The 25,877-nt window shown below is 64.1% G+C and carries 21 protein-coding genes and 1 pseudogene; 8 read left to right on the top strand and 14 right to left on the bottom strand.

Annotation, left to right across the window (positions count from 1 at the left end; genetic code table 11):
* Positions 1-350, top strand: a 350-nt coding sequence (locus Q7U29_RS18935; protein ID WP_304743890.1) for a rhodanese-like domain-containing protein, incomplete at its 5' end; no start/stop codon positions are given.
* Between the two features lie 6 nt (positions 351-356).
* Here Q7U29_RS18935 and Q7U29_RS18930 read toward each other — a convergent pair.
* Positions 357-1,640 carry an MFS transporter gene (locus tag Q7U29_RS18930; RefSeq protein ID WP_304743892.1) on the bottom strand — a complete coding sequence of 428 codons (1,284 nt, stop codon included), beginning with the start codon at positions 1,638-1,640 and terminating at the stop codon, positions 357-359.
* A gap of 187 nt (positions 1,641-1,827) precedes the next feature.
* Here Q7U29_RS18930 and flhA point away from each other — a divergent pair, with 187 nt between their 5' ends.
* Both flhA and Q7U29_RS18920 read left to right on the top strand, forming a co-directional pair.
* On the top strand, positions 1,828-4,065 hold the full coding sequence (flhA, locus tag Q7U29_RS18925; RefSeq protein WP_304743889.1) for a flagellar biosynthesis protein FlhA: 2,238 nt from the start codon (positions 1,828-1,830) through the stop codon (positions 4,063-4,065).
* Between the two features lie 306 nt (positions 4,066-4,371).
* Positions 4,372-4,572 (top strand): hypothetical protein, encoded by a 201-nt coding sequence (locus tag Q7U29_RS18920; protein ID WP_304743888.1) that lies wholly within the window; start codon positions 4,372-4,374, stop codon positions 4,570-4,572.
* A gap of 330 nt (positions 4,573-4,902) precedes the next feature.
* On the opposite strand, the gene Q7U29_RS18915 is transcribed toward Q7U29_RS18920, so the two are convergent.
* The 4 genes from Q7U29_RS18915 to fliI form a co-directional block, all read right to left on the bottom strand.
* Positions 4,903-5,769 (bottom strand): anti-sigma factor domain-containing protein, encoded by an 867-nt coding sequence (locus Q7U29_RS18915; protein ID WP_304743891.1) that lies wholly within the window; start codon positions 5,767-5,769, stop codon positions 4,903-4,905.
* A gap of 3 nt (positions 5,770-5,772) precedes the next feature.
* Entirely contained in the window at positions 5,773-6,318 is a 546-nt protein-coding gene (locus Q7U29_RS18910; protein WP_304743887.1) for a sigma-70 family RNA polymerase sigma factor, read from the bottom strand.
* Between the two features lie 208 nt (positions 6,319-6,526).
* Entirely contained in the window at positions 6,527-6,946 is a 420-nt protein-coding gene (gene fliJ, locus Q7U29_RS18905; RefSeq protein WP_304743886.1) for a flagellar export protein FliJ, read from the bottom strand.
* A 121-nt stretch (positions 6,947-7,067) separates the two neighbouring features.
* A complete protein-coding gene (fliI, locus tag Q7U29_RS18900) occupies positions 7,068-8,393 on the bottom strand; it encodes a flagellar protein export ATPase FliI (RefSeq protein ID WP_304743885.1) in 1,326 nt (441 codons plus the stop codon).
* A gap of 365 nt (positions 8,394-8,758) precedes the next feature.
* Between fliI and ctrA the strand changes: the two genes are divergently transcribed.
* On the top strand, positions 8,759-9,460 hold the full coding sequence (gene ctrA / locus Q7U29_RS18895) for a response regulator transcription factor CtrA (protein WP_007600544.1): 702 nt from the start codon (positions 8,759-8,761) through the stop codon (positions 9,458-9,460).
* Positions 9,461-9,704: 244 nt separating this feature from the next.
* Here ctrA and Q7U29_RS18890 read toward each other — a convergent pair whose 3' ends face one another.
* The 3 genes from Q7U29_RS18890 to Q7U29_RS18880 form a co-directional block, all read right to left on the bottom strand.
* Positions 9,705-12,515, bottom strand: a complete 2,811-nt coding sequence (locus Q7U29_RS18890) for a di-heme-cytochrome C peroxidase (protein ID WP_304743884.1) — start codon at positions 12,513-12,515, stop codon at positions 9,705-9,707.
* A 292-nt stretch (positions 12,516-12,807) separates the two neighbouring features.
* Complete coding sequence (locus Q7U29_RS18885; protein WP_304743883.1) at positions 12,808-14,604, bottom strand: adenylate/guanylate cyclase domain-containing protein; 1,797 nt, start codon at positions 14,602-14,604, stop codon at positions 12,808-12,810.
* 250 nt (positions 14,605-14,854) lie between these two features.
* The gene (locus Q7U29_RS18880; protein WP_304743882.1) at positions 14,855-16,477 is read right to left on the bottom strand and encodes an ABC-F family ATP-binding cassette domain-containing protein; all 1,623 of its coding nucleotides are present in this window, start codon (positions 16,475-16,477) and stop codon (positions 14,855-14,857) included.
* A 236-nt stretch (positions 16,478-16,713) separates the two neighbouring features.
* Between Q7U29_RS18880 and Q7U29_RS18875 the strand changes: the two genes are divergently transcribed.
* From Q7U29_RS18875 to Q7U29_RS18865, 3 genes are all read left to right on the top strand, one after another.
* A complete protein-coding gene (locus Q7U29_RS18875) occupies positions 16,714-17,118 on the top strand; it encodes a DUF350 domain-containing protein (RefSeq protein WP_304743881.1) in 405 nt (134 codons plus the stop codon).
* Between the two features lies 1 nt (position 17,119).
* Positions 17,120-17,533, top strand: a complete 414-nt coding sequence (locus Q7U29_RS18870) for a hypothetical protein (RefSeq protein ID WP_304743880.1) — start codon at positions 17,120-17,122, stop codon at positions 17,531-17,533.
* Positions 17,534-17,682: 149 nt separating this feature from the next.
* A complete protein-coding gene (locus tag Q7U29_RS18865; RefSeq protein ID WP_304743879.1) occupies positions 17,683-17,940 on the top strand; it encodes a hypothetical protein in 258 nt (85 codons plus the stop codon).
* A gap of 17 nt (positions 17,941-17,957) precedes the next feature.
* Here the strand turns inward: Q7U29_RS18865 and Q7U29_RS18860 are convergent, their stop codons facing one another.
* Complete coding sequence (locus Q7U29_RS18860) at positions 17,958-18,302, bottom strand: hypothetical protein (protein WP_304743878.1); 345 nt, start codon at positions 18,300-18,302, stop codon at positions 17,958-17,960.
* A 26-nt stretch (positions 18,303-18,328) separates the two neighbouring features.
* Positions 18,329-21,286 carry a hypothetical protein gene (locus Q7U29_RS18855; protein WP_304743877.1) on the bottom strand — a complete coding sequence of 986 codons (2,958 nt, stop codon included), beginning with the start codon at positions 21,284-21,286 and terminating at the stop codon, positions 18,329-18,331.
* A gap of 478 nt (positions 21,287-21,764) precedes the next feature.
* Between Q7U29_RS18855 and Q7U29_RS18850 the strand changes: the two genes are divergently transcribed.
* Positions 21,765-22,922 carry a glutathionylspermidine synthase family protein gene (locus Q7U29_RS18850; RefSeq protein ID WP_304743876.1) on the top strand — a complete coding sequence of 386 codons (1,158 nt, stop codon included), beginning with the start codon at positions 21,765-21,767 and terminating at the stop codon, positions 22,920-22,922.
* Between the two features lie 226 nt (positions 22,923-23,148).
* On the opposite strand, the gene Q7U29_RS18845 is transcribed toward Q7U29_RS18850, so the two are convergent.
* The 4 genes and pseudogenes from Q7U29_RS18845 to Q7U29_RS18830 all read right to left on the bottom strand — a co-directional run.
* Positions 23,149-24,018, bottom strand: a complete 870-nt coding sequence (locus Q7U29_RS18845) for a protein-glutamate O-methyltransferase CheR (RefSeq protein WP_304743875.1) — start codon at positions 24,016-24,018, stop codon at positions 23,149-23,151.
* On the bottom strand, positions 24,015-25,205 hold the full coding sequence (locus Q7U29_RS18840; RefSeq protein WP_304743874.1) for a chemotaxis response regulator protein-glutamate methylesterase: 1,191 nt from the start codon (positions 25,203-25,205) through the stop codon (positions 24,015-24,017). Before Q7U29_RS18840 ends, Q7U29_RS18845 begins: the two co-directional genes overlap by 4 nt.
* A gap of 82 nt (positions 25,206-25,287) precedes the next feature.
* Positions 25,288-25,653 carry a PleD family two-component system response regulator gene (locus Q7U29_RS18835; protein ID WP_304743873.1) on the bottom strand — a complete coding sequence of 122 codons (366 nt, stop codon included), beginning with the start codon at positions 25,651-25,653 and terminating at the stop codon, positions 25,288-25,290.
* Positions 25,654-25,717: 64 nt separating this feature from the next.
* Positions 25,718-25,877, bottom strand: a pseudogene (locus Q7U29_RS18830) (chemotaxis protein CheW); the annotation flags it as partial.

The following is a 25,877-nucleotide window of genomic DNA, read 5'->3' as shown; positions in this document are numbered from 1 at the left end:
AAGCCGAAGCGGCGGTACCGCGCATCAGCGCCGATGAAGCCAAGGGACTGGTCGGCCGGCCCGACGTGCTGTTTCTCGACGTCCGCGAACCGGCCGAGGTCGCGACCTCGGGGAAGGTCCCGGGCGCCCTCGCGATTCCGCGCGGACTGGTGGAATTTCGCGCCGATCCGGGCTCGGCGCTGCACGATGCGGCATTCGACCGGGCCAAGACCGTGGTGGCCTATTGCGCCTCGGGCGGACGCTCGGCGCTGGTGCTCAAGACGCTGAAGGAAATGGGCTACGAAAACGTCCGCAACCTCGGCGGCTTCAAGGGCTGGCTCGATGCCGGCGGCGAAGTCGAAAAGGGGTAGTTGCCGCTACGCCATTGCCAGCTGCGAGCGCGCCCTCGCCCGCAGCAGCAGCACCACCACGATGAGGATGTTGACTGCATTCCAGGCAACGCCGTTGAGGAACGCGGCGGCGTAGGAGCCGGTGGCGTCGAAGATCACGCCGGAAATCCAGCCGCCGCCGGACATGCCGAACACCGAGGCCATGATCACGATGCCGACCCGGGTGGCGGCCTCGCTCGCCGGCATCGATTCACGTACGATGATGGCATAGCTCGGCACGATGCCGCCCTGGAACAGGCCGAACATCGCGGAGATGAGGTAGAGCGAGGTCAGGCCGTCGAAGAACAGATAGAACAGCAGGGCAAAGCCCTGCGCCACCGACCCGATCAGCAGCGTCGGGATGCCGCCGATCTTGTCGGCGAGATAGCCCGAACCGATCCGGCTGATGATGCCGCATGCCATCATCAGCGACAGCATCTCGGCGCCGCGCGCCACACCGTAGCCGAGATCGCCGCAATAAGCGACGATGTGGACCTGCGGCATCGCCATCGCCACGCAGCAGGAAATGCTGGCGATACACAGCAGCGCCGTCAGCGTATTGGCCGACAGTTTGAGATTGATCCGCGGCGGCAGCGCCTTGCTGTGATCCTGCGCCGCGCTGCCGCCCATGACCTGACGCAGCACCAGCAGCAGGACCGTCATCAGCACGCCGCAGACAATGGCGATGCCGAAATGGGTGGCGCGCCAGCCATAGGCCTGCGTGCTCCAGTTGATGATCGGCGGCCAGAACGTGCCGCCGACATAATTGCCTGATGCGACGATGGTGACCGCCAGCCCGCGATAGCGCTCGAACCAGTGCGAGGCTTCCGCCATCAGCGGCCCGAAGGTGGCCGACGCACCGAGGCCCATCAGGAGCGAGATGGCGATGAACTGCCAAAGCGCGGTCGCCAGGCCCGCCAGCACATAGGAGCCGGTCAGGAAGACGATGCTCAGCGCCATCGCCGGAACGATGCCGAGCCGGTCGGTGATCTTGCCCATCAGGACGCCGCCGAGACCGAAGCCGAGGAAGATCATGGTGGCAGCGAGCGAAATCGCGCCGCGGCTGGCCGCAAATTCCTGCTGGACCAGCGGCATCACCACCACGACCGACCACATCCCGACCGCGCCGACGGAGCCGATCAGGACCGCCAGCGCGAGCCGCAGCCAGGCCTGGCGCGAGTCAGGGGTGAACGGCGGCGAATCTTTGGCTGGTTGGGAGGGGGCGTGCACGGCCGCAACTTCGTCGCCCCGGGGTGCCGGGTCAAGCCACATGGCGCGATATTGGGCATGCAGATGCGGTGCAACAGAACCCAAGTCGTCATTCCGGGGCGTCGCGATAGCGGCGAACCCGGAATGACGACGGAGGGAGCGCCTCGTTAACCCTTTCCTAACCATAAACACGGCAAAAATTGCCTAGTGGAGTCGAGTGTCGTCAGCCGCGTAAAACGGGAGAACCCCCGTGGACGCCAGTGCGGTGCCTCACTTTCGAAACGGCGGCCCTTCGGCCGCCGCGCAGACGTTTGGCGCCCGGGACCGGCATTCGCGGGGGGAAGCAGCTACGATGGTCGATGTCACGGCGGGTCACGGCACGGGTACAGCGGGCGGCGGATTTCCCAGTTTAGGCGACATCGGCAAAGTCCTGGTCCGCGGCGATCTCGCGCTGGCGTTCGGCGTCCTGATCATTCTCGTCGTGCTGATCATGCCGCTGCCGTCGGTCGTGCTCGACCTGTTTCTGGCGATCTCGATCACGCTGTCGATCCTGATCCTGATGACGGCGCTGTTCATCCAGGCGCCGCTGGAATTCTCCTCGTTCCCGACCATCCTCTTGATCTCGACCATGCTGCGGCTGTCGCTGAACCTGGCCTCGACCCGGCTGATCCTGTCCAAGGGCCATGAGGGCACCGCGGCCGCCGGCCACGTCATCGAAGCCTTCGGCAATTTCGTGATGGGCGGCAATTTCGTGATCGGAATTATCGTGTTCGCGATTCTGGTGATCGTGAATTTCGTCGTCATCACCAAGGGTTCGGGCCGTATCGCGGAAGTCGCCGCCCGCTTCCACCTCGACGCCATGCCGGGCAAGCAGATGGCGATCGACGCCGATCTGGGCGCCGGCCTGATCGACGAGGCGACCGCCAAGAAGCGCCGCAAGGATCTGGAGGACGAAAGCGGCTTCTTCGGCGCCATGGACGGCGCCTCGAAATTCGTGCGCGGCGACGCAGTCGCAGGCCTGCTGGTGGTGTTCATCAACGTGATCGGCGGCATCATCATCGGGGTCGCGCAACAGGGCATGGGTTTTGCGGATGCCGCGCGCACCTACACGCTGCTGACGGTCGGCGACGGCCTGGTCACGCAGGTGCCGGCGCTGATCGTGTCGACCGCGGCGGGCCTGCTGGTCTCGAAGGCGGGCGTCAGCGGCGCCGCGGACAAGGCGCTGATGAAGCAGCTGTCGGGCTATCCGCAGGCGCTCGGCATGTCGGCCGGCGTCATGCTGGTGCTGGGGATGCTGCCGGGCGTGCCGATGCTTCCCTTCCTCGCGCTCGGCGGCGGCGCGGCCTACCTTGCGGTAACGTCCCGCAAGCGCAATCAGGCCAACACCGAAGCCGAAGCCATCGCGGCGGCCGCCCCGGATGCCGCCGCGGCCGCCGCGGCCGCCGGCGCGGAAGAGCCTATCGCCAATTCGCTGAAGATCGACGACCTCAAGATCGAGCTCGGCTATGCGCTGCTGCCGCTGGTCAACGGCCCCGACGGCACCGACCGGCTGACCGAACAGATCAAGGCGCTGCGCCGCTCGCTCGCGGTGGAAATGGGGTTTGTGATGCCGGCGGTGCGCATTCTCGACAATGTGCAGCTGGAGGCCAACACCTACATCATCAAGATCAAGGAAGTGGACGCCGGTACCGGCAAGATCTGGCCGAACAGTTTCATGGTCATGGACCCCGCCGGCAACCAGGTCGGTATCCCCGGCATCCACACCATCGAGCCGACCTTCGGCCTGCCGGCGACCTGGGTCGACGCCAGCCTGAAGGAAGAGGCCTCGCTGAAGGGCTATACCGTGGTCGACGCCGCGACCGTGCTGTCGACCCACCTGACCGAACTGCTCAAGACCAACATGTCGGACCTGTTGTCCTATGGCGAGGTGCAGAAACTCCTGAAGGACCTGCCGAAGGAACAGGGCGAGCTGGTCAAGGACATCACGCCGGCGCTGGTCACCGTGTCCGGCATCCAGCGCGTGCTGCAGCTGTTGCTGGCCGAGCGGATCTCGATCCGCGATCTCTCGACCATTCTCGAGGGCATCGCCGACGCGCTGGCGTTCTCGCGCAACCCGGCAACCATGGTCGAGCATGTTCGCGCCCGGCTGGCGCGGCAGATCTGCGCGCAGAACACCTCCCACAACGGCTATTTGCCGCTGATCGCGCTGTCGGCCAAATGGGAGCAGGCGTTCGCCGAGTCGCTGGTCGGCGCCGGCGACGAGCGCCAGCTGGCGATGCAGCCGTCAAAGCTGTCGGAATTCATGACGGTGGTGCGCGACCGCTTCGAGCAGGCCGCCCGCGAAGGCGAGGCGCCGGTGCTGGTGACCTCGGCGGCGATCAGGCCGTTCGTGCGTTCGCTGGTGGAACGCTTCCGCGCGCAAACCACCGTGCTGTCGCAGGCGGAGATTCATCCGCGCGCGCGGCTGAAGACGGTCGGAAGCGTGTGACCGGCGGCGGTCGGACCGGGGCATTTTCGCCACAGGCAAATTCTTTGTCGGCATTTGCCGGAAGGACGCGGCCGCTCGCACCAGCGAGTGGAATCGAAATAAAATATTGATATTGCTTCATTATTGTTGAATTTCCTCTACTCCGGGCCAAGTTCCAATCGCGGGACTTCAACTCCTTTCACTGCCTTGTGATCGCCCCTTAGGAACCGAAAGCCGAATTCCTACGTTTCCTGCCATGAGATGTTGAACCTGTCGGCGGATGCACCACACCAATTCGCAAGACGGGAAGGCGGCAGGAGGCCTCCAATGAACCATTCGATCTACAGCGCTGATCGCTCGACCCACTTGAAGGTCGTGGTCGTGGCGCTGATTGCTGGTATCGCGGTGGCGGGCTTCGGCATCTCGGCTCGCACCACTTCGGACGAGGGATTTACCCAGACGGCGCGCGTGCTCAAAGCCGGCAAGCCGGTGGCGATCACCAGCGCGGAGACCTCGACGGTACGCTGACGAAATTCAAGGAATTCACGCGGCTCTTTAGCAGCCCCCCAAAGTCGCCTCGTGGATAATCAGACGACCCCAACGACCCCCAAGTCGACTACCGAAAACGCCCGCTCCCCACGGGCGTTTTCTTTTTTGGGCAATTGAGTGACGAACCGACGATATGGTCTTGAAGCCGTAGCCCGGAACGAGCCACCGGGCCGCACGCATGCGCGGTCCGCCGGCGCAATCCGGGACACTGTATCGGCGGCTGGCGGTTTCCCCGATTGCGCTCTTCGGGCGGCGTCATGCGCCCGACCCTTTCGCCCCATCCGAACTACGAGCTACGAATCCTGCCTGCTACTTGGCCGCTGCCGCCGGCGGCACGGCTTCGATCAGCTTGCCGGTAAACACGATCGGTCCGGTGGCGACGCCGGTGGGCGAGCCGCCTTCCGGCTCGAGCGTCACTGCATAGGTCGCCTTGTTCACCGTGTCGGTATCATAGGCGGCCAGCGCCGGCCGGGTGGTGAAATCATTGCTGCCGATCACGCCCAGCGAACGCGCGCCTGGCAGCTTGTCGGACACCAGCCACAGTTCAAAACTCTTGCCGGGTTCGGGCGTGGCACCCACCCGGCGCACGGTGAAATTCTTGCTGGTGGCGTCAACCGTGAGGATGAAGGCGGGCGACGCGCTGTCCTTCTGCAGAAGGGCGACGAACTGGCCTGACGGCGGCGGGACGACGGCGGTCTTCACCTCGACCACCTGGGTTCGCACCTTCGGGCGAAGGCCGTCGGGAAGCCGGTCCGGCGCATAGACTTGCGTCGCGACCATCGCGACCAGGGCTGCGGCAATGGCGGTCGTCGCCGTCGCCACATTGCGCCAGCGACGGGCGCGGGCGGATAACTGGATCACGTTGGAGGCGTCGACCGGGGCGGGCTGCGCAATGACGTCGTTGGCCGGTGGCGGCGGCGCGTCGGGAAGCAGCAGCGGCCCTTGCTGCTCGGAATGTCCGATCGCGGTCCTGATCCTGTCCCAGACCTCAGGTCTCGGCTCGACCGATCCGACCATCTGGTTGAGGACGCCCAGCTTCTGCTGCCACGCCTCGACCATCGCCGTGAACTCCTTGTCCACGGACATCATGGTCTCGACCTGCGCGCGCTCGTCGGCATCGAGGGTGCCGAGTGCATATTCCGCGGCGAGCGCGATATGGTCTTCGCTGTAGGCCATCATTCAGAGTCCAAGACACTCCCGGATATCCATCATGCTGCGGCGCAGCCATGTCTTCACCGTGTTCACCGGTGTCTCGAATTTCGCTGCCAGCTGCTCGCGGCTCCAGCCATTGTAATAGGCCAGCAGCACCAGCTTTTGCCGGTCCGGCTCGAGGCGCCCGACGCACTCCAGAAGCCGCTTCAACTCTTCCGTCATTTCGCGGCGCGCCAGCGGATCCGGGCTGTCGGCCGCCACTTCCATGGCCGACGGCTCCTCTTCGATCGACACTTCCGTCCGCTTGCGCACGACATCGATGGCCCGGTTTCGGGCGATCGACGCCATCCACGTGATCGGCGACGACAGCCCGGGGTTGAACTGCCCGGCGTTGTTCCAGATCTTGACGTAAGCCTCCTGGAGAACCTCCTCGGCGAGATCCTGTCGCCGCAAGATACGGAGCACCACGCCGAAGAGTTTCGCGCGCGTGGCGGCGTAAAGCCGCTCGAAAGCGGCCTCATCCCCCTTCGCAACTGCGGCAATCAGCCAGACCAGCTCAGCTGGCGTCAGCATTCAGCGTCCCCAAAATCGCGAAGCCCTATCGCTCCTTAAAGCCACCGGAGCGGCGGTCCCGACAAGTCGTATCATACCCTGCGCCAGAGGTGGCCACCAAGTCGCCGATAACGGACCTGTGGACAGCCAAAAACAAACCCGGACCTTGCGGCCCGGGTTCGGATGGTGGGTTGGCAAAGACGATCGGGCAAATGCAGTCGAAAGGGTGTCAGGCAATGGCCCCGATGCGGGCGCGCATCAGGCCGATGCTGTCGAGATCGGCCTGTTCCCGGGCGCTCTCTTCGGCCCGCTCGCGGGCCTGGTCGCGTTCGTCCAACAGCTCGACTTTTTTCAGTTCATCGAATGCCTCGCCCAACAGGCCCTTGGCGTCTTCGAGCTGGATCCGCAGTTCGTCGGCGGAGCGGGTCAGGTTTTCCCGGCGCTGGATCGCGGCCTTGGCATAGGTCGGATAGGCGAAGTGCGTGGGATCGTTGATGCCGGCGCGCTCCTGCTCGGAATGGATTTCGCGCTCGAGGTCGACCGACATACGCTGGAAATCGGCGATCATGCCCTCGATCTGGGCAACCCTTCGGCGCTTTTCGTCGACCTGAAATTTCTTCAGGCGGATCAGCGTTTCACGTGACTTCATCGACTCGTACTCCCCAGAAGTCCCAATCTGAACGCGGGACGGAACCGGCATCCCCAAATGAAGTCATAAAGGGCCCCACCGGCAGCTTTACTCGTGTGGCGCGGATCATGGCCCGACAAAGTTAGCTTTCCGTTTCCAAATCCTTGAGGATTTGACCGAGTTGCTGGTACCCGTCGTTAAGGCTGGTGACTTCGTCCTTGGCCTGCCGCAGGAAGCTCTCCAGCGCCGGGTGAAGCTTGATCGCCTCATCGACCTCGGGACTGGAGCCCTGGCGATAGGCCCCGAGCCGGATCAGTTCCTCCATGTCGGCATAGGTCGCCATGACCTGCCGGGCCTGCCGGATAACCGGCAGAAAGGCCGGATCGGCCGATTTCGGCATGGTGCGGGACACCGACTTGAGGATGTTGATCGCCGGAAAACGGCCGCGCTCGGCGATCGAGCGCTGCATCACGATATGGCCATCCAGGATGCCGCGGACCGCATCGGCGATCGGCTCATTATGGTCGTCGCCGTCCACCAGCACCGTGAAGATGCCGGTGATGGTGCCGATGCCGGTCCCCGGCCCGGCGCGCTCCAAAAGCTTCGGCAGTTCGGTGAACACCGTCGGCGTATAGCCCTTGGCGGTCGGCGGCTCGCCGGCCGACAGGCCGATCTCGCGCTGCGCCATGGCAAACCGCGTCACCGAATCCATCAGGCACAGCACATCCTTGTCTTCATCGCGAAAATATTCGCAGATCGCCAGCGTCAGGTAAGCCGCCTGCCGCCGCATCAAGGCGGGCTCGTCAGATGTCGCCACCACCACCACCGATCGCGCCAGGCCGGCGTCGCCGAGGTCATCCTGCAGAAACTCCTGCACCTCGCGGCCGCGTTCGCCGACCAGGCCGATCACCGTGATATCGGCATCGACATTGCGCGCCAGCATCGACAGCAGCACCGACTTGCCGACGCCGGAGCCGGCGAAGATGCCCATCCGCTGGCCGCGGCAGCAGGTCAGGAAGGTATTGAGCGAACGCACCCCGAGATCGAGCGGCGTGCCGACGCGCTTGCGCGAATGGGCCGGCGGCGGCGAGTTGCGGTAGGGCATCGGCGAGGGGCCCTGCGGCAGCGGCCCCTTGCCGTCGATCGGCTCACCCATCGCATTGATGACGCGGCCGAGCCAGGCCACCGACGGCCGCACCTGGCTGGCGGCATTGGCAATGACGGCGCGGCAGCCGCGCCGCACGCCTTCGAGGCCGGCGAACGGCATCACCACGGCATTGTTGCCGGAAAAACCGATCACCTCGGCGGGGATCAGGCGATTGCCGCCGGTCTCGATCACGATGCGGGCGCCGACCGACATGGCATGGATGGGACCGGCGATCTCGACCATCAGGCCGCGAACGCCGACCACCCGGCCATATATATTGACGCCGTCGATGTCGCCGATCTGTTCGGCGAGCGCCTTCATTGCGAAAACCTTAAGTTTCCACGCATTTTGGCCGCGCCCTTAACTTCGTGTTTACCCGCATCGTTAATCATTGCGTCACTGTCTTTGGTGACTGAGAGCGCTTGCCCATCAGAAGAAGGGTGAGTCGCAGGAGTCGGTTAGGCCCGTCTCTTAATGTGGAACTTGAACGGGAGTGGTTACGAAAATCTACTTGGCCACAATATCTTAGGGCGATTCGACAAAAATTGCACGGATAGAGCTTGCGGACCGGAATCAGATTTTGTTAACCATATGTCGTCAGGATCCGAATCAGTTGTTCAAAGGCGTTTTGAGTGCCGCAAGTGCGGCCGACCTGACGCCCGGAGCGGCGACTATAGGGGACTGGCATGCGCGTTTTGCTAATTGAAGATGATAGCGCCGTTGCGCAGTCGATCGAGCTGATGCTCAAATCCGAGAGCTTCAACGTCTATACGACGGACCTCGGGGAAGAAGGCGTCGATCTCGGCAAACTATACGACTACGACATCATCCTTCTCGACCTCAACCTGCCCGACATGTCCGGTTACGACGTGCTCAAGCAGCTTCGGGTGTCGAAGATCAAAACCCCCATTCTGATCCTCTCCGGCCTCGCCGGCATCGAGGACAAGGTCAAGGGTCTCGGCGTCGGCGCCGACGACTACATGACCAAGCCCTTCCACAAGGACGAACTGGTCGCCCGCATTCATGCGATAGTGCGCCGTTCCAAGGGCCACGCCCAGTCGGTGATCCAGACCGGCGATCTCGTGGTCAATCTCGACACCAAGACGGTGGAAGTCGGCGGCCAGCGCGTGCATCTGACCGGCAAGGAATACCAGATGCTGGAGCTGCTCTCGCTCCGCAAGGGCACCACCCTCACCAAGGAAATGTTCCTCAACCATCTCTACGGCGGCATGGACGAGCCGGAACTGAAGATCATCGACGTCTTCATCTGCAAGCTGCGCAAGAAGCTCGCCAACGCCTCCGAAGGCCGCAACTTCATCGAGACCGTCTGGGGCCGCGGCTACGTGCTGCGCGAGCCGCACGAGGTCGAAGAGCGCATCCCCGCCTGATCAGAGAGTTCTACCGAGAGCCCGCCGGGCTTTCTCCTCCCAGACTGGACCCCGCCGCGAATGGCGGGGTTTTTGTTTGTGGGGGGCGGCAATCCGTCCAGTCCTCATCCTGAAGGAGCTTGCGAAGCAAGCGTCTCGAAGGATAGCAACAACGAAGGTGCTCGCGGCCCATCCTTCGAGACGCGCGCAAGGACGCGCTCCTCAGGATGAGGCCCAGCACGCGGTGGCGACCGTCGCGCAGCCCCTACAACGTCTTCAGATACTCGATCAGGTCGTAGCGCTCGTCATCGCTCAACGTGCGACCGATCACGCCGTTCTTGTAGGTCTTCATGTCCTGTCCCTTGTCAGCCTCCAGCGAATGCCCCATCACGCTGTTGCCGTTGATGGCGCGGCCGTCGCTGTCTGCCTCCTGGAACATCGTCTCGCCGGTCTTGCAGGAACTGTCGCCGCCGGTGGCGACCCGGAAGCCGACATCCTTCGGATCGAAGTCCCGCGCGCCGAGGCAGAACTGCTTCGGGCGCTCGGCCGCGGGCTTCAGCATCCAGTACAGCGAAGGCACCGAGCCGTTGTGAATGTAGGGCGCCGTCGCCCAGACGCCGTTCAGCGGTCGCGCGCGATAGATCGGCTTCTCCGGCGTCGCATCGGGATTGGGACAGTTACTGCGGTCGCCCCAGAGCTCGCTGATCGCGGGCTCCTTGAGGTTGTTGTCCTTGATCCATTTCTGGGCGACCTTGTCGACCACGATCATCAACGCGATCGAGAACGGCATGTTGGTCGAGGAGTAGGTCGCCAGGTTCTTGCACTTCCAGCGCTCGCCGAGATCGCGCGCCGGCTGCAGGTCGAGGAACCCCGGAATTTGAACCTGTCGGGTCTGCAGCACGTTGGCCTGCGCGGGGTCCGTTCCCATATGCGCGACCTGCTTCTGGACTTCATTCAAAACCCAGCCGCCTTTCGGATCCTGTGTCCAGCGCTTGTCGGACCAGAAACTCTTGTCCGGGAACTGGGCGTCGAACTCCGGATCCTTCACCGGTCCGAGATGACACTCGGCGCATATCTCGGCATAAAGCGCCCGGCCCTTGGTGACGCGTTCAGTCTTGATCTTCCATGCGTCATCGTTGGGAAACAAATGCGACGGCCATTTCGGCGATGTCAGCCCGCTGAAATCCTTCGGATTTCGGCCGAATGGATCCGGGCCGCGCAACATCGCTTCGATGCGCACGAGGTTTTCCAGGGCAACGGACGAGCTGAAGAGCTTTTCCGGCGGATAGTCCGGCGACAGATTGACCAGCGCGAAAACGCCCAGCGCCTCGCCGGCGTTGCGGATCAGGGGCTGTTCGATCGAAGCGTCATACTGCGCCCACCAGAACCATGGCACGGTCCAGACCGGCGGGTAGCTGACGGGGGCATCGTTGGCGTGCCAGTTTTTTTCGAACCCGGAAAGGCCGTTGGCCACGAGATCGGTATAGAAAACCTGATTGCCGATCCGGTTCAAAGCGTCGAGCCGGCCGTATCCCTCGGCGGTGTCTTTCAGACCCGTCGCCTTCTCGCTCTTCTGGGCAATGTCGATCTGGCCCTTCAGGAAATCGCCGACGCGCTTGAGACCCTGCTTGAGGTTGTTGCGCTCTTCCTTCCTGGACTCGCGACCGAGCACGCGGTCGGCGAAGCGGTCGAACCGGCCCGGCACGTACAAGGTGTACAAGACGGACAGGCCGGTCGCACTTTCGAGCTTGCGCAGCTCCAGCATGGCCGCGCCGCCGTCGAAGCGCAGGCTGACGTCCTTGTAGCGGATGCTGCCGGTGTGACAGGCCGCGCAGGTCAGCCCGATCCTGTCGGGGGAGGGCTGACCTGTGCCGGGATTGACGACGGGGGTCATGCGCGAGAACCCGACCGGCAGGCCGTCGAAATTGTCGGCCGGCGTCGGCCGCAGGCCGGCCACGGTCTCCGGCGCCGGCATGGTCCTGGCACCGGTGTTCACATAACCGAAGCGGCGAAGGGTCTCGGCGTCGGCTCGAACCGTCTTCGGACTCGGAATGAACCCGAACCGCTCGAGATAGCGCGGATCCGCCAGCATTCCGGGGCGGGTGAACAAATGAAGGCCCGACTGTTCCAGCGCCATGAACCAGGCGTAGGGCACCGGAAATGTCGCAGTGCCCTGGCTCGCATGGTGAAACCAGTGGCGGTCCTCGGTCGACCAGTTCTGGTCGAGCCAGTGCGCGGATTTCACCGGCGCGAGTTTCGGCAGCGATGGTGGCAGCAGTTGCGCCAGCGGCGGAATCAGCTTGCCGACCTGATTGGGAAATTCGGCGATCGCCACGATCGCCGCGCCCAGCAACAGGGCGATGCCGAAAACGGCCCTGGCAAGCTTGCCGAACACGACTGCCGCTCTTGAAGGCTTGCGCTGCGCCGCCAGCCGCGCGTTGATGCGGTCGGGCAGACGCCGGTCGACGAACAGCGTCCTGACCTCGGCCACGCTGAGGTAGCGCTTGTCGCCCTCGCCCTTGCCCATGATATCCAGCAGGACCGGCCATTCGCCGTTCATCAGCAGCCGGTCGTACCAGCGCCTGTTACCCCTGGCGCGCTCGAAATTCGCGTCCATGTAGGTCTTGATCTGGCTGCCTGTCAGCCCGCGCTCGGTTCCGCCGCACGGATCCGGCCAGTCGCTGCCGAAATCGCCGAGGCGCGCGATTTCGCTCTCATGCACTTCGGCGGTGGCGTCCAGGATGCGCGAGCCGACGCCATGCTTGTCCAGCGGGCCGTTGCGCAGCGCGTCGAGCTGTGCGCCGGACCACCAGCTTTTCAGCAGGCGCACGGGATTGAGGCCGTTGGCGATCAGGGCGACCGGGTAGGTCTTCAGGCCGACCAGTTTTTTCTGCAGGCCGGTCTTGCCGCTGGCGGCCTCGACGGTCTTGCAGATCCTGGGAATCGGCACGACGTCGCCACCTACGAACCCCTCCGACACCACCGCGCGCAGAAAGGGACACGGGTTATTGGGCGAAACCGCGGGACCGGGCGCCGGCGCGCCGCTCGCAACTTTATCAATGCTGTCGTCCGCCATGGGGCTCAATCCTGGAATAACCGAAATCTGAAAAGTACCGACCGTTAAAATATCAAACTGACTCGCCGCATTTTGAAAAGGCGAATTTATCGGCGGAGCGCTACCTTAGGCTGCAGGGGAGTTTTGGCGGAATTCGAACCTCTGTCAACTGGAGACAACTGCAGACCTGGGCAAGCGGCTGCCGGCAGCGGGCATCGGGCGGCTTTTCGGAACGTCCCAGCCAGATCGCGGCAATCGAACCCATGCGCGCCGCGCCGAACGCGGGTCCGGGCCTGCAGCGCCAAAACCGGCCTTACGAATTCGTCGTGATCTTTGAGCCGGACCCGACGAGAGTCAGGTTGCGCAAGGGAACGCCGGCCTTCAGAAGCCCGTCGCGATAATGGGCGGTGTCGGCCAGAATCTTCCAGCGGAAATTCCTCAAATGCCGCTCGACATTCAGGCCGGGAAAGCTGGTCAGCAGGACTTCGACCGCCTTGGCCGCTTCTTCGGTCCGGCCCAGTTGGGCAAGCGCCGCCGCGCGCACGCAGAGCACCTGGAGGTGATTGGGATTCAGGTACAGGGCTTCGCGCGCCCAGGACAGCGACGCATCATACTGCCGGAGCAAGTAGTGGCTGAACGCATTGAACACCGGCCATTGGTATCGGGGGTCGCTGTTGCCCTGCTGCACCGCCGCTGAGAACAGTTCGATGGCCTGGCGGTGTTCGCCGATCATCATATGACAAATTCCAAGCACGCCACGCGCGCCCATGTCGTAGGCGTTTAATCCAACCGCCTTTCGTGCGGCATCCATCGCCGCGTCGTGATTGCCTTCCATCGCATTCAAATAGGACAGGATTGAAAATGCGAATGACGAACGGGGATCAAGCCGGACACTGCTTTCCGCGAGATCCAGCGCCTCCCGCCACAATTCGCTGGTACTCCTGATCCATCCGAAGTGCACACCCTGCGTCAGGATGGTGGCGAGATAGGCGCGCGCGATCGACAGGGCCGGATCCAGCGCGATGGCCTCCCGGAACAAATCGATCGAGGCTTCGTAGTCCGCCTTGGTCGGCTTGTAATAGTGCGAAAGCCCGCGCAGGAACCGGTCCCACGCCGTCAGATCCGTCGACGACCGCGCCGGCGCGGAAGCTTCGGCGCGATAGATCTCGGTCGCCAATGCCGCGCACAAATGGGTGGTGATTTCATCCTGCATCGCGAACAGGTCGCCGATGTCCCTATCGTACCGGCCTGCCCATAATTGCTCGCCGTTCTCGGGAGCTATCAGCTCGGCGGTGACGCGAATCTTGGTTCCGGCACGTCGCACCGATCCCTGGATCAGATAGGTGGCGTCGATTTCGCGTGCGATCAGACGTGTACTCACGTTCTTGCCCTTGAACGCGAAGGTCGAGTTCCGGCTCAGCACCCGAAAGAAGGATTGCAGCGACAGCGCGTGGATCAGGTCTTCGGTCAGTCCGTCGGAAAAATACTCGTCGGCGCTGTCGCTCAGGTTGGCAAACGGCAGCACGCCCACGATCGCGGTCCGGCCCTGGGCCGGCAGGTTTGATGCGCTCCTGGCCTCCGGACCGGAGCTGTCGGATCTGGCGGGTTCCCAGCTCCAGACATGAACCGGCTCGGCGATGTTCTTGAAGCGGTGTATGCCGGCGTCGACCAGCGTAGTGCTGAGGTGCTTGCTGGCCTCATGGTAGGCCTTGGCGGAGACGGCGACGCCGCCGGGGGCGGCGATCGCCTCGAGGCGGACGGCGATGTTCACACCGTCCCCGAACACCTCGTCCTCGTCGGCCATCACATCGCCCATGTGGACGCCGAGACGGAACTGCATGACCCGATCGGCCGGCAGCTGCTCGTTCCGTTCCGCCATCAGCGCCTGCATCCCGATTGCCGACTCGATCGCTCCGACGACGCTCGGAAATTCCAGCAGGAAACCATCGCCGGTGTTCTTCACCAGCCGGCCGCCGTGATTGAGAATCACCGGATAGACCGCGCTTCGGTGCGCCTTGAACGCGGCGTGAGTACCTGCCTCATCAGCGCCCATCATCCGCGAGTAACCCGCGACATCAGCGCAGACGATTGCAGACAGGCGTCTTTCCATCTCCCCGGCTCCCAAGCTGGAAGATACCACGGTACGCGGTCGGCTGACCCGTATCCAATGGATTTAGAACCCCCGCGCCCCGCGGAAACCATATCCAGACGTCATGACAATGCCAAGGCTGCTGTCGTGTGGAGAATGGGAGCATGCCTGCAAAGCAATGCTCCAGAATGGAGCACAGGCGACGATGCAACATCCGCGTCGCGCACCGTACATAGCGGCCGGGCGCCGCCAGCACCGACCAACCGCATCATCAGCTCCGCAAGCCGGGAGCTTCCTGGCCGGTGCGCGCCACATACTCGGTGTAGCCGCCGCCGTACTGGTGAATGCCCTCCGGCGTCAGTTCCAGCACCCGGTTCGACAAGGCGGCCAGGAAGTGACGGTCATGTGAAACGAACAGCATGGTGCCCTCGAATTCGGACAACGCGTTGATCAGCATCTCCTTGGTCGCCATGTCCAGATGGTTGGTGGGCTCGTCCAGCACCAGGAAGTTCGGCGGGTCGAACAGCATCTGCGCCATCACCAGCCGCGCCTTCTCGCCGCCCGACAACACCCGGCATTTCTTCTCGACGTCGTCGCCGGAGAAGCCGAAGCAGCCGGCCAGCGCGCGCAAGGAGCCCTGGCCTGCCTGCGGAAACGAATCTTCCAGCCACTCGAACACCGTGCGCTCACCGTCCAGCAGGTCCATGGCGTGCTGGGCGAAGTAGCCCATCTTGACGCTGCCGCCGACCGCGACCGTGCCGTCATCGGGCTCCGTGGAACCCGCCACCAGCTTGAGCAGCGTCGACTTGCCGGCGCCGTTGATCCCCATCACGCACCAGCGCTCCCGGCGGCGCACCTGGAAATCCAGCCCGTCGTAGATGTTGCGGCTGCCATAGCCCTTCTGGACCTTCTTCAGGCTGACCACGTCTTCGCCCGAACGCGGCGCCGGCAGGAAATCGAACTGTACCGTCTGGCGGCGCCGCGGCGGCTCCACCCGCTCGATCTTCTCCAGCTTCTTGACCCGGCTCTGCACCTGCGCCGCGTGCGAGGCGCGCGCCTTGAAGCGCTCGATGAAATTGATTTCCTTGGCGAGCATCGCCTGCTGGCGCTCGAACTGGGCCTGCTGCTGCTTCTCAGCTAGCGCGCGCTGCTGTTCGTAGAATTCATAGTCGCCCGAATAGCTGGTCAACGACCCACCGTCGATCTCGACGATCTTGTTGACGATGCGGTTCATGAATTCGCGGTCATGCGAGGTCATCAGCAAGAGGCCTTCGTAACCTCGCAAGAAATTCTCCAGCCAGATCAGGCTCTCGAGGTCCAGATGGTTGCTCGGCTCGTCCAGCAGCATGGCGTCGGGACGCATCAGAAGAATACGCGCCAGCGCCACCCGCATCTTCCAGCCGCCCGACAGCGCGCCGACGTCGCCGTCCATCATTTCCTGGCTGAAGCTTAAGCCTGCGAGCACTTCGCGCGCCCGGCCCTCCAGCGCATAGCCGTCCAGTTCCTCGAAGCGGCCCTGCACCTCGCCGTAGCGCTCGATGATCTCTTCCATATCGTCGGCGCGGTCGGGATCGCCCATCGCGGTCTCGAGCTCCTTCAGCTCGGCCGCGACGCTGCTGACGGGGCCGGCGCCGTCCATCACCTCGGCCACGGCGCTGCGGCCGGACATTTCGCCGACGTCCTGGCTGAAATAACCGATGGTGACGCCGCGATCGACCGCGACCTGGCCCTCGTCGGGCTGCTCCTGGCCGGTGATCATCCGGAACAGCGTGGTCTTGCCGGACCCGTTGGGACCGACCAGGCCGACCTTCTCGCCCCTCTGGAGCGCCGCGGAGGCCTCAATGAACAGGATCTGGTGGCCATTCTGCTTGGAAATGTTGTCGAGACGGATCATTTTTGCCTGGGGGAAAGGGAAATTGTTGCGCTGCTCTTAGGGCATGGGAGGCGGCCAAGGAAGGGTGTTTTGGGCGGGCCAGCTGCCCGTTCTCCGGGCCGCGAAACGGGGGCTCAGCGCTGCCGGTCCGGATCCGTCCAAATCCGGGGATTTTGCTTGGGGATTGAACGGCGGCCCCGCGTGCGGCGACCAAACAACCGTGTAACCCTGCGATCGGACGAACAAGGGCGCCCTGGATGATTCTGCAATCGCTCGCCGGTTTGCCGGCGTTTCTGGTGTATTTCTGCACGGGCCTGGTCGCCGTGGTTACCTTCCTCTTCGTCTATACCCGCGTCACCCATCACGATGAATTTCAGCTGATCCGCGACAACGTGCCGTCGGCTGCGATCGCGCTGGGGCTCAGCCTGCTCGGCTTCGTGCTGCCGGTGGTCAGCGCCATCGCGCACTCCGCCAATGTGGTGGATTGCCTGATCTGGAGCGCGATCGCGCTGATCGTTCAGATCTCGGTCTATTTCATCGTCAGGATTCCGGTGCCGAACCTGTCGGGGCGGATCGCCGGCGGCGAACTCGCGCCCGCGATCTGGCTCGGGCTGGCCTCGCTCGCCGCCGGCGCGCTCAACGCCGCGTCGATGATTTACTGAGATGGCCGAGAAACCAACCAGCGAATTCGGGACGCGCAAGCCGGCGGCGATCCGGCCGGCGCAGCCGGTCAAGCGCGGCCAGGTGGCGCTGCTGCTGATGGGCACGCTGGCGGTCGGCGGCGGCGCCTATGCGCTGATGCCAAGCGAGAACTGCGACCCGAACCGGCAGGAAATGGCAGCGCCGTCGGGTCTGCAGGCCAGCAGCGAATGCCGGTCGCGCGGATCTTCGTCCAGCAGCAGTCGCGGCTCCTCGGGCGGGTCGTCGTCGCGCAGCAGTTTCTTCAGTGGAGACTCCTCGTCGAGCCATGCATCCTCGGGCTCGTCGTCATCGGATTCAGCTACCGGCCATGTCACGCGCGGCGGCTTCGGCGGCGTCGCGCACGCGTTCACTTCGCATTTCTCCGGCGGCAGCTGATCGCGAACGATATTTCGCGCCGCACGATGCCGTGAGACGATCCGACTGCACCGGTCGGTGCGGCGTGCCGACGCCGATTGAGGCACATCAAATTCAAATCATGCCAGCGATGTATGTTTGGCGTCGGGGTTGGCTTGAGGAGAACGGGCATGCGACGCGCGACACTCGCTTTGACGCTGTCAGTATTCACGCTGTTGCCATCTGCCGTCCCGGCAATAGCCGCACCCTGCCCGTTCCCGATGGTCCGGGAATGCCTGCCGCCGCCGAAGGGCCGCCCGCAAGCGGTCCCGATGCCCTGCCGCTGTGTGCATCCGCCCGGCAGTCCGACGTGGGGCGGCAAGGCGGAAATTCACAAGAAGAACGTGCCGACGGTGAAGCCCAACAAGCAACCTGGGCCGTACAACTGAGCGCGCGACGCGCGAATTTAGTTCAATTTCTTACTGCCCGTCACCGGCCTCGGCGGCTCCGGCTGCGGGTTCAACCAGGTTCCGCCCTTGTCGACCTTGGCGGGGCCCATTGGCGGCTCGGGCTGCGGATTGAGCGAGGTCTTTCCCGATCCCTGCACCTTCGTCTTTTTCACATTCTTCGACTTGGTCGTCACCACCGTTTCGGCCAGCCTGACTGGTTGCGTCGCGAACCGGGCCGAGTTGCCGGCCGATTCTATCGAGGTGCTCGCGCTGGCGACATCCACTGTCGCAGCGAGAACAAGACCTGCCATCGCAAAAGCCGATCGCCTGGCGATAGTCGCCAGTGTCATTTCTTTTCGCATCGTGAACCCTCCTGACAGAACTGACATCATCGATCCAGCTGCCGCCGGATGGGCGGCGGGACTGGACGAGGCCGAACAACGGGCTTCGGCGTAAAGCGCTTCGGCGGGCCGAACCGCTTCGGCGGCGGCGGACGAACCACGATCCGCGGCGGCGGCGGCGGGACAACCTCCCGGCCACCTCGTTTGCCGCGCGGAAGGATGACCGGTGCCGGGACAATGGTGGTGCCCGGCACGAATGTCGCGCCGCCCGCCGGCACGCATTTGCGCTTGTCGGCGTCGGGTTTCTGTCCGGACGGACAGCATTGCCCGCCGGCGGTCGCCTGGGCCGCGAGACAGCACGAGCCGCTCGGCAGTTTCACGTAGCCGGTGAAGCAGGCGTCAGGTCCTTTGATCGGCGCGGCGTTGGTGACGCATTTGCCGTCGACCAGGAATTGCCCCGGCGGACAGCTGCAGACCGGCGCGGCCGAACCAAGCGTCGGGATGTGCGGCGGACAGCATTCGCCGGTCACGGGGTTGGTGGCCATCCCGGGGGGACAACCCGTGAGCTCTTGACCGCAGCTGCCATCCGGTTGCGGCGTGCTGCCGGCCGGGCAGCACTGGCCCGTCACGGACAACTGACCCGGCGGCGGACAGGGGGTTAGTTTCCCGTCGTGCTTGCAACTGCCGTCGGGCTGCGGCGTCGTGCCGGCCGGGCAGCAGGTGCCGTTCGATGACAACTGCTCCGGCGGACATGGCTTCTTCATCGGGAAGCAACTGCCGTCGGGCTGCGGCTTGGTCCCAGGTTCGCAGCAAGTTCCTTTCGACGACAACTGTTCGGGCGGACAGCTCGGCAGCTGCGGCTTGCCGCATTTGCCGTCGGGTCCCGGCAGCGTGCCATCAGGGCAGCACTGGTTGGCGTAGAAAGCCGCCGATCCGGATGGGCACAGTTGCAGGCAACTTCCGTCGAGCCCGGGCTGGATCATATTCGGACCGGGCTGCGCACAAGCTTTCCCTGCAGCCGTCGGCTTGCAGCCGTGCGGGCTGGATAGATCAGACTCGTATCCGGCCGGACAGACCGGCATCTTGAAGGGCGGGCAATGATAGCCGTTGGCGTCGTGTACCGGCTTGGTGCCATCCAGGCAGGTCAACTTCGTCAGGTCGTTAGGATCGAATGAGTTCGGTTCAAAGCCTGACCAGCAGGCCTCCACATGGCCGGGATCAGTAGAGCCGTCCGGGCAGGGCGACTGGCACTGCCCATTCGGGCCGGGAAAGAATCCCATCGGGCAGCACTGGAATCCGGGCTGCTGCGTCGTACCGGGCGGACAGGCGCACTGATTGCCGGAACCTGGCGGGCAATCGAGCATCGGCGGCTTCTTGCCGTGCAGACGATACCAATAGAAGCCGGGCATCAGTTCGACGCGCGGCCGGTACCAACCCGGCAGGTTGAAGCCGGCCTGACCGCAGACGCGCAGAATGGCGATGTCGCCGATGCGACCGCGCGCTGCGGGATCCCCGAACTGATCGTCGTAATCGGCAAAGTAGCTTTGCAGCGGCGGCGTGTTGGCCGGCACGACCGCGGTAATTTCATTTCCCTGCAGGCCGTTCACCTCCGCCGGTCCGCCGGGGGCGAGCAGCGCGGCGAGCGCCGGATCGATCGCGTTGCGCAATTGTTCGCCGGTTGACCACAGGAACTGGCCGCAGGCGGCGCGGTCGATTCGACCCAATTCATCGTAGCCAAACCCGACGGCAACGCCGCCGTTGCCGTTGCGCATCTGCCGCGCGAAACCGATCGCATATTCATCCGATTGCGCCTGCCATTGCGGCCCGGCTGTGCCTGATGGCACCGGCAGATAGCGCAGCACGCGGCCGGTCGCCTCCACGGTCAGCGCCATGAAGTCTGCAGCGCCGCTGGGAGCCGCGCGCTCGGCGAGCAACATGCGGCCCTGATCGTCGAAGGTGATCCTGGAAATTTCGCTCGGCCCCGGCCCGGGTGCGACGCTGAGTTCGAGGCGCGGATCGGCGCCGAACTGCGGCGCGATCGCCACCGACCAGATCTGCAGATCCCTGGCGACGGCATAATAGAGACGCCCGTTGCGAACGCCGAGACCGAAGATCAATCGCGGCGCGGCGGCATGACCCCAGGTGCCGGGATCGCCGGTGCGGAATTTCGGGCTCGAGATGTCGAGACGGCCGGCGGGATCATAGGGAACAGGCTGCAGGCCCGCCGCACCGCGTCCCTGGACACCGTGATCGTAACGGCCGCGTTCCTTTCCGGCGGAATCGAAAGCGTGGATCATTCCGGTCGCGCGGTCGGCGACGAACAACATGTTTGAAGCGGAATCAAAAGCGAGACCGCCGAGCGCGGGACCGGGATTGGAAGCGCCGTCGAGCGCGACATTGGCGAACAGGCTGACCGCGCCGGTTGTGCCGTCAATCCGCCAGATCGAACCGGGACCACCGCCGAGCTGTGACGGTCCGAATAGTCCTGCCATGAAGGCAGCGTTCGGCGCGCCTTGTTTGACGCGAACGGGTTGGCCGCCGCCAGCGGGGACGACGATCGGCAACCCATAGACCGAGGTCGCGGCGACAAACACGTTCGGCTGGGGCGCGCTATCGAGGGCAACGCCGAACACCTGGCCGACCTGACCGGCGGTCGCGGTGAAAGGCTTCGGCGCCGTCAGCAATTGCCCCTGCGGCGGCGCGCCCGGCGCCTGCAGATCCAGGACGCGCATGGCCGGCCCTTGCAGATCGATGAAAGTCCTGTCGGCGGGGTCGACACCCGGCGCGATCGTGACCGGCGGTTGCGCGCCGGAGAAGCCCGTCACCACCGCATTGCCGTTGGCGACGATGCCGGCCGGCGGCGATGCCTGCGCAAGAGCCGCACCACGATAATCGCCACAACACAGCACCGCGAAGACAGCTGCGATTGCCGCAGACGCAATCTGGCGTTTGATCGAGTGATTGCGTTGCCGCACTGCCGAGGAGAAGATCGCATTCACGCGCATCGATAAATCCTCCGGAAGGCAACTGAATTTAATTTTGATCCTGGTGCGGGAGAATTGAATTGATCAGGATCAACCAGCGCAACGATACAAATTGCGTCAAAAGCGCGACGCTTTGATGTTCGATGACGGCCGGCAGCGGCACAACAAGTCCGCACCACATCCGCAAAGCGCTCAAGCGGTTCACGAATCGTCGGCGCCGGCGAAATCTGGCGGCGCCGCATTGCCGCCCGGAAACGATCTGAGGCCGAGGCAATCGGCCATTGCCGGGTTGACGGGCATCGAGGCGAAGGCGTTCGCCCGACAACGATCCGATCGCAGCAAGATCCTGTGAAAGAGCCGGCTTTCGCTTGCCTCTTTGGCTTCAGATGATGGAGACTGACGGCAATTCACGAACAGCTCAGGTCCGCCACATGAAACATCCGCGCCGTGTGATCCTGACCATGATGGGTCCTGCCGCCGTCGGCGCGGTTTAGCGTCCATGCAACGCATCACCTGCCCCGAGCGTGACGACTGGCGGGTGACCGCCGAGCAGGCCGGGTTCACGTTTCACACCATCGACGGCGAGCGTTACTGGGACGAACGGGCTTATTATGCTTTCACGCTCGACGAGATCGAGCGTGAGATAGAAGGCCCCACCGGCGAAATCGACGCCATGTGCCTGGAACTGGTCAGGCGCGCGGTCGACGATGAACGCACGCTGCGCCGGCTGAAAATACCGGAGGCGTTCTGGCCGCTGATCTCGACAAGCTGGCACAATGACGAGGGCAGCCTCTATGGCCGGCTCGACCTCGCCTTCGACGGACGAGGACCCGCAAAGCTACTGGAATATAACGCGGATACGCCAACCTCGATCTTCGAGACCGCGGTGTTTCAATGGACCTGGCTGGAACAGGCGATCGAGCGGCGCATCACGCCCGTGCGTGCCGACCAGTTCAATTCAATCCACGAGCGCCTGATCGAAGCCTGGAAGGCGCTTGGCAAGGGACGCCCTTTGCACCTCACCGGCCTGGTCGAAAATGCCGAGGATGCCGGCACGTTGGCCTATCTCCAGGACACCGCCGCGCAGGCCGGCCTTGCCACCGCCCTGATCGATATCGCCGACATCGGATGGCGCGACGACGGCAACTTCGTCGATCTCGACAATCGCGCGATAGCGCTCGCCTTCAAGCTCTATCCCTGGGAATGGATGTTTGACGATGCGTTTGGCGCGCGGCTCGCCGGCACAGCAACGCGCTGGATCGAGCCGCCGTGGAAAGCCATCCTGTCCAACAAGGGCATTCTTCCCCTGCTGTGGGAGATGTTTCCGCATCACCCGAACTTGCTGCCGGCCTATTTCGAGGACGATCCGGCCGCAGCTTCGCTCGGCGCTTCATTCGTGCGCAAGCCGCTGTATTCCCGCGAGGGGGCCAATGTCGCGCTGATCAGTGGCGGCGTGACGCTGGCGCAGCAGCAAGGGCCATATGGCGCCGAGGGTTTTGTCCGGCAGGCATTCGCGTCACTGCCGAATTTCTCGGATCAGTATCCGGTGCTCGGCAGCTGGCTGGTCGACCATACTTCGTGCGGACTGTCGATCCGCGAGGACGAGAATCCGATCACCGGCAACGGCTCACGCTTCCTGCCGCACGCGATCATTTAAGAAGCGCTGCACTCTTCTCCCCTCCCCCCGCGAAGCGGTGGGAGGGGGTCGGGGGTGGGAGGTGCTTCCGCAAATTCGCTGCCAGCGGGCTACGCCGATAGACCCCCCACCTCCGACCCCTCCCCGCCACGCGCAAGGGCGCGTGGAGGGAGGGGAGAAGAGCATCGCCAACCGATTCGTCTTGAAGGATGAAGCATTGGAAATGGAAAACGCTTTGAAGCTCCGTTCAGCGCGTCGACGCAACTGCCCGGAGCGGCATCGCGGAACCAGCGCCGGCGCGCGGCACGCGGGCCGTGTTCGGAAGGTAAAGCCCGCGCCGTTCCGGATAGGGCTTGAACGCGTCGGACAGTCCGACCACGGATTCGGCCGCCCCCAGCGCCAGCACGCCATCGGATTCGAGTAGTCTCGACAGCCGTTCGAAGATGCCGACCTTGGTGCCCTGGTCGAAATAGATCAGGACGTTGCGGCAGAAGATCAGGTCGAACGTTCCGAGATGGGAGAAGTCCTGCAGCAGATTGAGCTGCCGGTGCTGCACCATGCCGCGGATATCGGCATCGAGTTGCCACAGCTCGCCGGTTTGCTTGAAGTGCTTGACCAGCATCTGAATCGGCAGGCCGCGCTGCACCTCGAACTGGCTGTAGATCCCCGCCTTGGACTTCTCCAGCACGTCCTGTGACAGGTCGGTGGCAACGATCTCGACGCGCCATCCCGCCAGTGCGGGGAAGTCCTTCACGCACATCGCGATCGAATACGGTTCCTGTCCGGTCGAGGACGCCGCGCACCAGATCCGCAAGGCGCGGCGGCTGGCGCGAGCCTGCACCAGCGCCGGCAATACCGCCTCATTCAGATGATCGAACGGAATCTTGTCACGGAAAAAGAACGTCTCGTTGGTGGTCATCGCCTCGACCACCTCGGATGTCAGCGGCTCGGTCCCGGCCTTCAGCTTCTGCACCAGTTCGCCGATGCCGGATAGCCCGACCCTTCGCGCCAGCGGGATCAATCTGCTCTCGACCAGGTATTGCTTGTCGGAAGACAAATCGAGGCCGGATCGCTCTTTCAGTATCTTGCGCAGGAACTCGTAATCCGAGGGCGTCACGAGCGATCTCCCGAAAACACCCGAACCAGTTTCGGCGCGATCTGATTGAGCGGCAGGATGGCCGAGCAGATCCCCGCATTGGCGGCGGCGCCCGGCATTCCCCACACCACGCTGGTCGCTTCGTCCTGGGCGATCACGCTGCCGCCGGCGGCGACAATCTCCTTGCCGCCGCGCATGCCGTCCGAACCCATGCCGGTGAGCACGACGGCCAGAATGCCGCCCTGCCAGATATCGATCGCGGAGGAGAACAACGGATCGACGGCGGGCTTGCAGAAATTGACCGGCGGCCCATCGTCGAGGGCGATCGCGACATCCGTGCCGCGGCGCACGACCCGCATATGTCGACCGCCAGGAGCGAGATAGATCGTGCCGGCCTTGACGATTTCTCCATCGACGGCCTCGTGGGCCGGCCGGTGGCTTGCGCGCGCCAGATGCTCCGCCAGAATTGTCGTGAAGGTGGGTGGCATGTGCTGGGTAATCAGCACCGGAAAGCGGTCGATCACCGCGCCGATCTCGGCGACCAGCGTCATCAGCGCCTGCGGGCCGCCGGTGGATGAACCGATCAGGAGCGCGCGCGGCGCCTGGCTGCTGAACGGCCGGCGCGTCAGCGGCGGCTGCGCCACCGCGGCCTGCGGCGGCCGGGGCACCGGCTCACGCGATCGCTCCAGCGCCGGTGCCAGCGTCGGACTTGTCGGGGGATGGCCTGTCGCGGGCGAAGCTGGAGCAGTGCGGCGCACCTTGGCGCCGAGCGAGCGGATCTTCTGGATCAGGTCGTGGTGAAAGATGTCGGCGGCGGCAGCTTCCCGGGTGCTTTCCGGCTTCGGAATGTAGTCCGCCGCACCAAGCGACAGCGCCTTGAAGCTGATCTCCGCGTTGCGGCGGGTCAGCGTCGAAGCCATGATGATGATCAGGTTGCGTTTCTTCGCCAGCAACTGCGGCAGCGCGGAAATGCCGTCGAGCTCCGGCATTTCGATATCGAGCACGGCAACGTCGGGATTGACGCGCTCGATCTGGTTGACGGCGTCAAGACCGGTGCGCAGCGACGCCGCGACGACCATGTCCGGTTCGGCGGCGATCCAGCGCGAGATCAATCCCCTGATCACGACGGAATCGTCGACCACCATCACCCGCAGCGGCTCCTGGTGCGCCGAATTCGAAGTCGAGGAACTTGCCAACGCAATACTCATTCATCACCAGGTACAGCCGAACGCGGCACTAAAGAAACACTAACGCCGGGGGCCGTTCAGCCGCCGGATCGGTACGCGAAGGTCAGATCAGGCCGACTTCCTGGAACTTGGCCGTCACGATGTCCTTGTCGAACGGCTTCATGATGTATTCGTTGGCGCCGGCGTGAAGCGCGCGCGCGATGTGCGCGACGTCGTTTTCGGTGGTGCAGAACACCACCTTGGGCGCGTCGCCGCCGGGCATGCGGCGCAGATTGCCGAGGAACTCGTAGCCGTCCATGATCGGCATGTTCCAGTCGAGCAGGATGGCGTCGGGCAGGCTGCGCTTGCAGGCCTCGAGCGCCTTCTCGCCGTCCTCGGCTTCGATGATCTGGAAGTCCAGGCCTTCCAGGATACGCCTTGCGACTTTTCGAATGACGCTGGAGTCATCGACAACGAGACATGTCCGCATGTTAGCCTCTGCTTCTTCCCAATCCCCGAAGGGACGTTTCCAATGCCGCTTTAGGTTTGCCGGCTTATGCCGCCAGCATGTCAGGCACGATTTCGAGCACGCGGTCGACGTCGAGCACGACCATGAGCTGGCCGTCGAGGCGGTGCACGCCGCCGGCGAGCTTGGCCATGCGGGGGTCGAGGTTGACGGGATTTTCCTCGCGGCCGTCGTCGGCGAGCTTGAGC

Origin of the sequence: Bradyrhizobium sp. (genome assembly GCF_030654605.1) — a bacterium.
Taxonomy (GTDB): domain Bacteria; phylum Pseudomonadota; class Alphaproteobacteria; order Rhizobiales; family Xanthobacteraceae; genus Bradyrhizobium.
This window is presented reverse-complemented; position numbering and strand designations above follow the sequence as displayed.

Coding starts and splice junctions, on each gene's coding strand:
- Q7U29_RS18930 (WP_304743892.1), bottom strand. CDS start 1,640: ATGTGGCTTGACCCGGCACCCCGGGGCGACGAAGTTGCGGCCGTGCAC.
- Q7U29_RS18920 (WP_304743888.1), top strand. CDS start 4,372: ATGAACCATTCGATCTACAGCGCTGATCGCTCGACCCACTTGAAGGTC.
- Q7U29_RS18915 (WP_304743891.1), bottom strand. CDS start 5,769: ATGGCCTACAGCGAAGACCATATCGCGCTCGCCGCGGAATATGCACTC.
- Q7U29_RS18910 (WP_304743887.1), bottom strand. CDS start 6,318: ATGCTGACGCCAGCTGAGCTGGTCTGGCTGATTGCCGCAGTTGCGAAG.
- fliJ (WP_304743886.1), bottom strand. CDS start 6,946: ATGAAGTCACGTGAAACGCTGATCCGCCTGAAGAAATTTCAGGTCGAC.
- fliI (WP_304743885.1), bottom strand. CDS start 8,393: ATGAAGGCGCTCGCCGAACAGATCGGCGACATCGACGGCGTCAATATA.
- ctrA (WP_007600544.1), top strand. CDS start 8,759: ATGCGCGTTTTGCTAATTGAAGATGATAGCGCCGTTGCGCAGTCGATC.
- Q7U29_RS18890 (WP_304743884.1), bottom strand. CDS start 12,515: ATGGCGGACGACAGCATTGATAAAGTTGCGAGCGGCGCGCCGGCGCCC.
- Q7U29_RS18885 (WP_304743883.1), bottom strand. CDS start 14,604: ATGGAAAGACGCCTGTCTGCAATCGTCTGCGCTGATGTCGCGGGTTAC.
- Q7U29_RS18880 (WP_304743882.1), bottom strand. CDS start 16,477: ATGATCCGTCTCGACAACATTTCCAAGCAGAATGGCCACCAGATCCTG.
- Q7U29_RS18875 (WP_304743881.1), top strand. CDS start 16,714: ATGATTCTGCAATCGCTCGCCGGTTTGCCGGCGTTTCTGGTGTATTTC.
- Q7U29_RS18870 (WP_304743880.1), top strand. CDS start 17,120: ATGGCCGAGAAACCAACCAGCGAATTCGGGACGCGCAAGCCGGCGGCG.
- Q7U29_RS18865 (WP_304743879.1), top strand. CDS start 17,683: ATGCGACGCGCGACACTCGCTTTGACGCTGTCAGTATTCACGCTGTTG.
- Q7U29_RS18860 (WP_304743878.1), bottom strand. CDS start 18,302: ATGCGAAAAGAAATGACACTGGCGACTATCGCCAGGCGATCGGCTTTT.
- Q7U29_RS18855 (WP_304743877.1), bottom strand. CDS start 21,286: ATGCGCGTGAATGCGATCTTCTCCTCGGCAGTGCGGCAACGCAATCAC.
- Q7U29_RS18850 (WP_304743876.1), top strand. CDS start 21,765: ATGCAACGCATCACCTGCCCCGAGCGTGACGACTGGCGGGTGACCGCC.
- Q7U29_RS18840 (WP_304743874.1), bottom strand. CDS start 25,205: ATGAGTATTGCGTTGGCAAGTTCCTCGACTTCGAATTCGGCGCACCAG.
- Q7U29_RS18835 (WP_304743873.1), bottom strand. CDS start 25,653: ATGCGGACATGTCTCGTTGTCGATGACTCCAGCGTCATTCGAAAAGTC.